The organism is Streptomyces xiaopingdaonensis (genome assembly GCF_000262345.1).
In the GTDB taxonomy this organism is placed as follows: domain Bacteria; phylum Actinomycetota; class Actinomycetes; order Streptomycetales; family Streptomycetaceae; genus Streptomyces; species Streptomyces xiaopingdaonensis.
Window position 1 is genome coordinate 1 of the sequence record NZ_AJTQ01000220.1, and the last position, 7,749, is coordinate 7,749.

The window sequence follows — 7,749 nt, forward strand, 5'->3', positions numbered from 1 at the left end:
GGCCCAGCGACGTGCTGGGCTCCGCACTGCTGGCCTGTGCCTGCTACTGCCTCGCGGCCCGGTTGCTGCCACCGGCCCACGCGCCAGGCGTGACGCGGCACCCTCAGGCGCTGCCGGCGGTCGCCCTGGCGCTGTCAGCCGCCGGCGCGCTCGTCGCCGGTGCGCGGGACGACACCGTCGCACGCTCGCTGATCTACGCGGCAGTTGCCTTCCTGTGCACGGCCCTTGTCCGGCCCGCAGTGGAGAGGCCCGCACGCCGCACACGCCCCGCAGCGGGCTGACCGCCCGGGCGGCCTCCGGCACGTCCGGGCGAAGCGACGGTCCGGAGCCGTCGCGGAAGCCGTCGACGCCCGAGCGGGGACGCGCTCCCGCCCGGGGCAGCAACCGGACGACGCCGCCTAGAGCCCGTACTCCTCCAGCAGCCGCAGCCACACCTCGCTCGTCGAGGGGAAGGCGGGCACGGCGTGCCAGAGGCGGTCGAGGGGGACCTCGCCGACGACGGCCACCGTCGCCGCGTGGATGAGCTCGCCGACCTCGGGCCCCGTGAAGGTGCAGCCGAGGACCACCGAGCGGTCCTCGTCGACGACGAGCTTGGCGTGCCCGGTGTAGCCGTCCTCGGCGAGCGCGGCGCCTGCCACGTCGCCCAGCGCGTACTCGACGGCGCGGACGGAGAAGCCGCGCTCGCGCGCCGTCGCCTCGGTGAGGCCGACGGAGGCCGCCTGCGGGATGGTGAAGAGGACCTGCGGGACGGCCGCGTGGTCGGCGGTGGCCGCCCAGCGGCTCCAGGGCGCGGGCTCCACCTCGCGTCCGGCCGCGCGGGCGACGATCGCGTCGGCGCAGGCGCGCGCCTGGTACTTGCCCATGTGCGTGAGGAGGTTGCGCTGGTTGACGTCGCCCGTCGCGTAGAGCCAGCCGCCGTCGACGGCGGTCACCCGGCAGGAGTCGTCGACCTGGAGCCCCTCGCCGGCCGCGAGGCCGACGTTGCCGAGGCCGAGGTGGTCGGTGCGGGGGCGGCGGCCCGTCGCGGCGAGGACCTCGTCGCACTCCAGGGTGGTGCCGTCGTCCAGCTCCAGGGTCGCGCCGCCGTGCGCGCCGCGGCTCGCGCGCGACGCCTGCACGCCGGTGCGCACCCGGACGCCCGCCTCCTGGAGGCCGGCTGCGACGTCGGCGCCGACGAACGGCTCCCACTCGGTGAGCAGCGCCTCGCCGCGCACCACCATCGTCACCCGGGATCCCAACGACGCCCACATGGCGGCGAGTTCGCAGCCGACTGGCCCGCCGCCGATCACCGCGAGCCGCTGCGGGGGCGAACCCGCGGCCGTCCCCTCGCGGTTGGTCCAGGGGGACACGTCGTCGAGCCCGGTGACGGGCGGGACGACGGCGGAGCTGCCGGTCGCGAGGACGACGGCGGTGCGCGCGGCTACCGTCTCCGGCTCGCCCTCACCGCTGACCCGGAGCAGCTTCTCGCCGACCAACTCGCCCCAGCCGCGGAGGAGTTCGATCCCCGAGCTGCGAATCCAGCCGGCCTGCGCATCGTCCCGCCAGTCGGAGACGAAGCTGTCGCGCCGGGAGAGCGCGGCCCTGGTGTCCACCCGGTCGCGGACGGCGCCGCGCGCGCCGTCGACCGAGCGGGCCGCGGCGAGCGCGGCGGGCGGGCGCAGCAGCGCCTTGCTCGGGATGCACGCCCAGTACGAACACTCGCCGCCGGCGAGCTCGCCCTCCACGATGGCCGCGCTCATGCCGGCCTTGACGACGCGGTCGGCGACGTTCTCCCCGACCGGGCCTGCCCCGATGACGACGACGTCGTAGGTGCGTGTTGCGGAGTCGGTCGCGTCCATGCGCTGGTGTCCTCGCTGGTCCGCGGCGGCCTGCGGCCGGCCTGGGCGGCGCGGACGAGCCGGTGCGACGGCCCGCCGCTCTTCTACGGCTTCCCATGCTAGGGGCGCGCCGCGCACCCCGCCCGGTACGGGACGTCGACGGGGTTCCCGCCCGCTGCGGCGGCTGCCACCCTGACCGGATGAGCCTGCTGATCGAGCGCCTCAGGGAAGCGATCCCCACCGAAGCCCTGCTCACGGACCCGGACGTCACCAGCAGTTACGCCCACGACATGGCCGGTTTCTGCCCCGCCGGCACCCCCGCCGCCGTGGTGCTGCCGCGGACCGTCGAGGAGGTGCAGCACGTGATGCGCACCGCCACCGAGTTCGGCATCCCCGTCGTCCCGCAGGGGGCGCGGACGGGGCTCTCCGGGGCTGCCAACGCCGACGAGGGGTGCCTCGTCCTCTCGCTCGTACGGATGGACCGGATCCTCGAGATCTCGCCCGTGGAGCGGATCGCCGTCGTGGAGCCCGGCGTCGTCAACGCGGTCCTCTCGCGCGCCGTCGCCGAGCAGGGCCTCTACTACCCGCCCGATCCGTCGAGTTGGGAGATGTGCACGATCGGCGGGAACATCGGCACGGCCTCCGGCGGGCTCTGCTGCGTCAAGTACGGGGTGACGGCGGAGTACGTGCTGGGGCTCGACGTCGTCCTCGCCGACGGGCGGCTGCTGCGTACGGGGAAGCGGACGGCGAAGGGCGTCGCGGGGTACGACCTGACGCGGCTCTTCGTCGGCTCCGAGGGGAGCCTCGGCGTCGTCGTACGGGCGACGCTGGCGCTGCGGGCCGCCCCGCCGCGGCAGTTGGCGATGGCCGCCGAGTTCCCCTCGGCAGCCGCCGCCTGCGACGCGGTGTGCCGGATCACCGAGGCCGGATTCACGCCGTCCCTGCTGGAGTTGATGGACCGCACCACGCTCCGCGCCGTCAACGAGCACACCAGAATGGGCCTCCCCGAGACGACGGAGGCGCTGCTCCTCGCCGCCTTCGACACGGCGGAGCCGGGCGCCGACCTCGCCGCGGCCGGCGAGCTGTGCACCGCGGCCGGCGCGAGCAGCGTCGTCCCGGCGGACGACGCCGCCGAGTCGGAACTGCTCCTCCAGGCGCGGCGGGAGGCGCTCCCCGCGCTGGAGCGGCTCAAGGGCACCACGATGATCGACGACGTCTGCGTGCCACGCGCCGCGCTCGGCGCGATGATCGACGGCGTCGCGAAGATCGCCGAGCGGCACGACCTCACCATCGGCCTCTGCGCGCACGCGGGCGACGGCAACACCCACCCGAACGTCTGCTTCGACGGGACCGACGAGGAAGAGGCGGCGCGGGCGCGGGCCTCCTTCGACGAGATCATGGAGCTCGGCCTGCGCCTCGGCGGCACGATCACGGGCGAGCACGGTGTCGGGGTGCTGAAGAAGGAGTGGCTGGCCCGCGAACTCGGTCCGGACGCGCTGGAGTTGCAGCGCGGCGTCAAGGCCGTCTTCGATCCGCTGGGGCTGCTCAACCCGGGCAAGCTGTTCTGAAGGCGGCGGCCGACGTACCGGCCGCCGCCTTCGGCGTCAGGCCGCGCTGAGCCGTACCCTCAGCGTCTGCCTGGCGTTGGCGATGAACGACTCGGTCGCCGCCTCGTTGCGCGGGTCGTCGGTGAGGGCGAGGTCGGGGAAGCGGTCGAAGAGCGCGGGGAGGGCGATGCGGCCCTCCAGGCGGGCGAGCGGGGCGCCGACGCAGAAGTGGACGCCGTGGCCGAAGGAGAGGTGGTCGGTGCGGGTCGGCCGGTCGAGGTCGAAGGTGTCGGCGTCGGGCCCGTGGTGCTCCGGGTCGCGGCCCGCGCCCGCGTAGTTGGCGAGGATCGCCTCACCGGAGGGGATCACGGTGCCGTCGTCGAGCTCGATGTCCTCGACGGCGTACCGCAGGGGGAGGTTGGCGATGGGGGGCTGGTGGCGCAGGGACTCCTCTATGGCGTCGTCCCAGGTGCGCTCCCCGTTGCGTATTCGGGCCAACTCGCCCGGATTCTCCACGAGGTTGCGGATCGCGTGGTGGAGGAGGTTGACGGTGGTCTCGTGGCCGGCGCCGATCATCAGGAAGAGGGTGTCGAGGAGTTCCTGCTCGCTGAGGCGGGAGCCGTCGCCGTCGCGGGCGGCGAGGAGCGCGGTGGTGAGGTCCTCGCCGGGGGTCTCGCGCTTGGCCGTTGCGAGGTCGGACATCACGCGCATCAGCGTCGCCATGCACGCCTGGGCCTCCTCCGGGCCCGTGGAGGTGGCGAAGAGGGCGTCGACGGAGGTGCGGAGCGGCTCGCGGTCGTGCTCGGGGACGCCGTACAGCTCGCAGATGACGGTGATCGGCAGCGGGTAGGCGAAGCCCTCGCGGAGGTCGACGGGCCCCGGCCGGGCGGCGTCGAGGTCGTCGAGGAGGCGGGCGGTGATCTCCTCGATCCGCGGGGCGAGCCGCTCGGTGCGGCGCGGGGTGAACGCCTGGCTGACGAGGGTGCGCAGGCGGCGGTGGTCGGCCCCGTAGGCGGTGAACATGTTCTCCACGCCGACCCAGCTCATCAGCGACCAGTCGGCGGGGACCTCGCCGTTGCGGAAGGCCGTCCAGTGCTGCCGCGGGTCCTTGGAGACCCGCTTGTCACCGAGTAGGCGCTTGAGGAGGGCGTGGCGTCCTATCGACCACGCCACCACTCCGCCAGGGAGTTCCACACGCGTCGCAAGCCCCTGGGCGCGGAGGGCTGCTGCCTCGCCGTGGACGTCGCCTCCGAGCGGGTCGAGTCGTACGGGCTCGGCGTCTGCTGGGGCGTGGAAGGGGCACTTGCGGTCGTCGACGGTTGCCATGGGTCGTGTCCTCCTGCACTTCCGTACGGGTCTGCGGTCGCATCCTGCGGCCGGACGGGCTGTGGGGGGAAGACCACCGGCAGGGCGGAGAGCCCTCGCTGGTAGGGGCCGGGGCGCCAGGACAGCCGGGGCCGCGGGGTGGCGAGTTCGATGTCGGGGAGCCGGTCGAGCAGGACCTCGACGGCGACGCTCGCCATCATCATCGCCACCGACCAGGCCGGGCACTCGTGCGGTCCCGCGCTCCAGGCGAGGTGTGCGCGGTAGCCGGAGTCGCCCGTGCCGCCCGGCGCGTCGCCGCGGAGCGCCTCGTCCTGGTTGCAGGAGCCGAAGGAGACCATCACGGGCTCCCACGCGGGGAGGAGGATGCCGTCGATCTCCAGGTCGCGCACGGGGTAGTGGGTCGCGTAGTTGGCCATCGGCGCGTAGTCGAGGAGCGTCGTCTCCAGGGCCTCGGCGATGCGCTGGCTGCCGGAGAGGAGGCGTCCGTACGAGCTGTCGTCGCTGAGGAGTTGGAGGAGCGTGGAGGCGATGAGGTTCTGCTCGGGCTCGGTGCCCGCGCCCATCACCAGCAGCAGTTGGTTGATGATCTCCGAGTCGTCGTCGTTGCTCGACGGGTGCACGAGGAGCCACGACGCGACGTCCTCGCCCGGCTCGCGGCGCTTCCGGGCGACCAACTCCTGCCACGTCTCGCTGAGTTCGACGTTGGCCCGGGCCGCCTCCGGGCCGCCGTCGAAGACGGTCGCGGTGAGCTGCTGGATGCGGAGGCCCAGGTCGTCGGGGACGCCGAACATCGCGAAGAACATCTGGAGCGGCAGCACCCCGGCGTACTCGCCCATCAGGTCGGCCTCGCCGCGCTCGGCGAAGGTGTCGACGAGGCGGTCGGCCGTCTCCCTCGCGGTGCGGCGCAGTATCGGCGGGTCGAGCCGGCCGAGGCTGTCGCGGACGGCGGTGCTGAGCCTGCGGTGCTCCTCGCCGTCCTCGTAGAGCGCGTTGGGCCGCACCCGCATCATCTCCAGCACCGGCGGCACGGGGAGGCCCTGCCGCTCGCGCGCCTCGAACCACGGCCCCGAGTTCTTGCTCATCTCCGGGTGGTGGAGGACCTTGAGCGCTGTGTGGTAGCGGACGACGAGGGAGACCTCGACGTCCTCGTGGACCCGCGCCCTGACGATCGGTGCGGTCTCCCGCGCACGCGCGTAGAGCGGCGCCGGGTCCCGGGTGAACTCTTCGCCGTAGAGCAGGAGCGGCGCCTGGTCGTCCGGGCCGGCTCCGGGGACGGCGGGTGCGTCTTGCTGGGTCACACGGTCTCCTGGAGGGCGTGCGGGCGGCGGTTGCGGTCCTTCAGGTGGAGCACGAGGCTCACCAACGCGTCGCGGGAGGAGCCGCGTTCGCGTGCGTCGCAGGTGAGGAGCGGGGTGTCGGGGTCGAGTTGGAACGCCTCCTTCAGCTCCTCGGCGTCGTACGCCTCGTTGCCGTCGAACTCGTTGACGGCGACGACGTAGGGGAGGCCGAGCGCCTCCAGGCGGTCCATCGCCTGGAAGGAGTCCTCCAGCCGCTCGGTGTCGGCGAGGACGACGGCGCCGAGCGCGCCGCCCGTCATGTCGTCCCAGAGCGGCTGGAAGCGCTGCTGGCTCGGGGCGCCGAAGAGGTAGGCGATCAGGTCGGGTTGGAGGGTGATGCGCCCGAAGTCCATCGCCACCGTGGTCTCCGTCTTGCCCATGCGGCGCAGCTTGTCGATGTGCTCGCCCGCCTGGGTCATCGGCTCGTCCGTGGTGAGGGGCTCGTAGTCGGAGAGCGACCTGATCATGGTCGTCTTGCCGACGCCGAGCGGGCCCACCACCACGAACTTGACGAGGGTGATGTCACCTTCGGGCAGGTGCGGTACGGAGCGGCCGGTGGGCGGCGCGTCAGAGGTTTCGGAGTCCATCCAGCACTCTCTCCAGCAGCGCATCGGTCTGCTGAGCGTAGGCGGGGGCGAGGAGGTCTGTGGGCGGTTGCGGTGCCTGCGCGGTGACGAGGCCGCCGTCCACGAGGTCGGAGACGAGGACCTTGGTGACGCTCACCGGCAGCGAGAGCTGCGCGGCGATCTCGGCGACGGTGAGGCCGCCGTCCCGGCAGAGCGCCACCACCCGCTCCTGTTCCGGGCTGAGTTCGGTGGGCGGCAGCGCCACCGGCGGCGACGGTACGTTCCGCACCCGCACCACGGTGATGAGGTCCAGCGTGTTGCGGGTGGGCCGGGACCGGCCGCCGGTGACGGCGTAGGGGCGAACCAGCCGGGGCGCGCGGTCTGGCCGAGCGCCGGGGTTCACGACGGCGCGTCCGCGCCGCGCCTGGGTGTCGCCATCTGCTCGCCCAGGCGCAGCACGCAGGTGTGGGCGGCAGTGGTGAGCGCGGCGAGGTCGACGTCGCGGTCGGCGCGTACGGCGAGGAAGCTCTGGTCGCCGGCGCCGACGATCATGAGGAATCCGCCCTGGTAGGAGTTGATCGTCTCCTCCCAGGTGCCCTCCTCGCCGCTCATGGCGCGCTGCGCGTAACTGCGGGCCAGCGCCTGGATGCCGGAGGCCGCGGCGGCCATCGGCTCGGCGTCCGCCGTCTCCAGCTCCTTGGAGTGCGCCCGCCTGATGCCGTCGCCGGAGAGGAGCACGGCGGCGCGCGTGCCGGGGACGGCGTCGACGAGTTGCTGGTCGAGAATCCAGCCCAGGTCGTTCTCGACGTCGTATCGGGGGGTCTCGCGGGACGTTCGGGAGGTCATGGTCGCTGTGTCCTTCACTCGACGTGCGGATCGCCGTCCGCGGCACCGGACTTGGGGCGGGGAGCGTTCTGCCAGGCACCCATGCGGGCGCCTGCCGACGACGGGTCGACTCGGGGTGCCGTCGCCGGTGGGAGCGGCGCCGGTGAGGAGCCGACCGCGGCGCCGCGCTTGCGCACGGGCAGGCCGTGACGGGTGCGGCGGTGGGGGGCGGCCTGCTCGTGGTCGGCCTGGTCCGGCGGCGGATCGCGTTCCGGTTCCGGCCGGCTCTCCTCGCGCGGCGCGGTGGCGGGCGCGGGACTGGCGGGCTCGT

General features: G+C 73.6%; 7 protein-coding genes and 2 pseudogenes. 2 read left to right on the forward strand and 7 right to left on the reverse strand.

Features of this window, described 5'->3' with window-relative positions; genetic code table 11:
* A pseudogene (locus tag UWG_RS30330) lies at nt 1-281 on the forward strand (phosphatase PAP2 family protein); the annotation flags it as partial.
* A gap of 117 nt (nt 282-398) precedes the next feature.
* Here the strand turns inward: UWG_RS30330 and UWG_RS0117150 are convergent.
* Complete coding sequence (locus tag UWG_RS0117150) at nt 399-1,838, reverse strand: dihydrolipoyl dehydrogenase family protein (protein WP_016908446.1); 1,440 nt, start codon at nt 1,836-1,838, stop codon at nt 399-401.
* A gap of 179 nt (nt 1,839-2,017) precedes the next feature.
* On the opposite strand from UWG_RS0117150, the gene UWG_RS0117155 reads away from it, so the two are divergent.
* Entirely contained in the window at nt 2,018-3,385 is a 1,368-nt protein-coding gene (locus tag UWG_RS0117155; RefSeq protein ID WP_016908447.1) for an FAD-binding oxidoreductase, read from the forward strand.
* Nucleotides 3,386-3,421: 36 nt separating this feature from the next.
* Here the strand turns inward: UWG_RS0117155 and UWG_RS0117160 are convergent, their stop codons facing one another.
* From UWG_RS0117160 to UWG_RS30335, 6 genes and pseudogenes are all read right to left on the reverse strand, one after another.
* A complete protein-coding gene (locus UWG_RS0117160) occupies nt 3,422-4,537 on the reverse strand; it encodes a cytochrome P450 family protein (RefSeq protein ID WP_016908448.1) in 1,116 nt (371 codons plus the stop codon).
* Complete coding sequence (locus UWG_RS0117165) at nt 4,522-5,988, reverse strand: cytochrome P450 family protein (RefSeq protein WP_016908449.1); 1,467 nt, start codon at nt 5,986-5,988, stop codon at nt 4,522-4,524. The genes UWG_RS0117160 and UWG_RS0117165 overlap by 16 nt, the downstream gene beginning before the upstream one ends.
* Entirely contained in the window at nt 5,985-6,614 is a 630-nt protein-coding gene (locus tag UWG_RS0117170; RefSeq protein ID WP_016908450.1) for a GTP-binding protein, read from the reverse strand. The genes UWG_RS0117165 and UWG_RS0117170 overlap by 4 nt, the downstream gene beginning before the upstream one ends.
* Nucleotides 6,595-6,996, reverse strand: a complete 402-nt coding sequence (locus UWG_RS0117175; RefSeq protein ID WP_016908451.1) for a DUF742 domain-containing protein — start codon at nt 6,994-6,996, stop codon at nt 6,595-6,597. The genes UWG_RS0117170 and UWG_RS0117175 overlap by 20 nt, the downstream gene beginning before the upstream one ends.
* Complete coding sequence (locus UWG_RS0117180) at nt 6,993-7,439, reverse strand: roadblock/LC7 domain-containing protein (protein ID WP_016908452.1); 447 nt, start codon at nt 7,437-7,439, stop codon at nt 6,993-6,995. Before UWG_RS0117180 ends, UWG_RS0117175 begins: the two co-directional genes overlap by 4 nt.
* 14 nt (nt 7,440-7,453) lie before the next feature.
* A pseudogene (locus tag UWG_RS30335) lies at nt 7,454-7,749 on the reverse strand (hypothetical protein); the annotation flags it as partial.

Excerpts from the sequence above, each read along its gene's own strand:
- UWG_RS0117150 (WP_016908446.1), bottom strand. The coding sequence starts at position 1,838 with ATGGACGCGACCGACTCCGCAACACGCACCTACGACGTCGTCGTCATC.
- UWG_RS0117155 (WP_016908447.1), top strand. The coding sequence starts at position 2,018 with ATGAGCCTGCTGATCGAGCGCCTCAGGGAAGCGATCCCCACCGAAGCC.
- UWG_RS0117170 (WP_016908450.1), bottom strand. The coding sequence starts at position 6,614 with ATGGACTCCGAAACCTCTGACGCGCCGCCCACCGGCCGCTCCGTACCG.
- UWG_RS0117180 (WP_016908452.1), bottom strand. The coding sequence starts at position 7,439 with ATGACCTCCCGAACGTCCCGCGAGACCCCCCGATACGACGTCGAGAAC.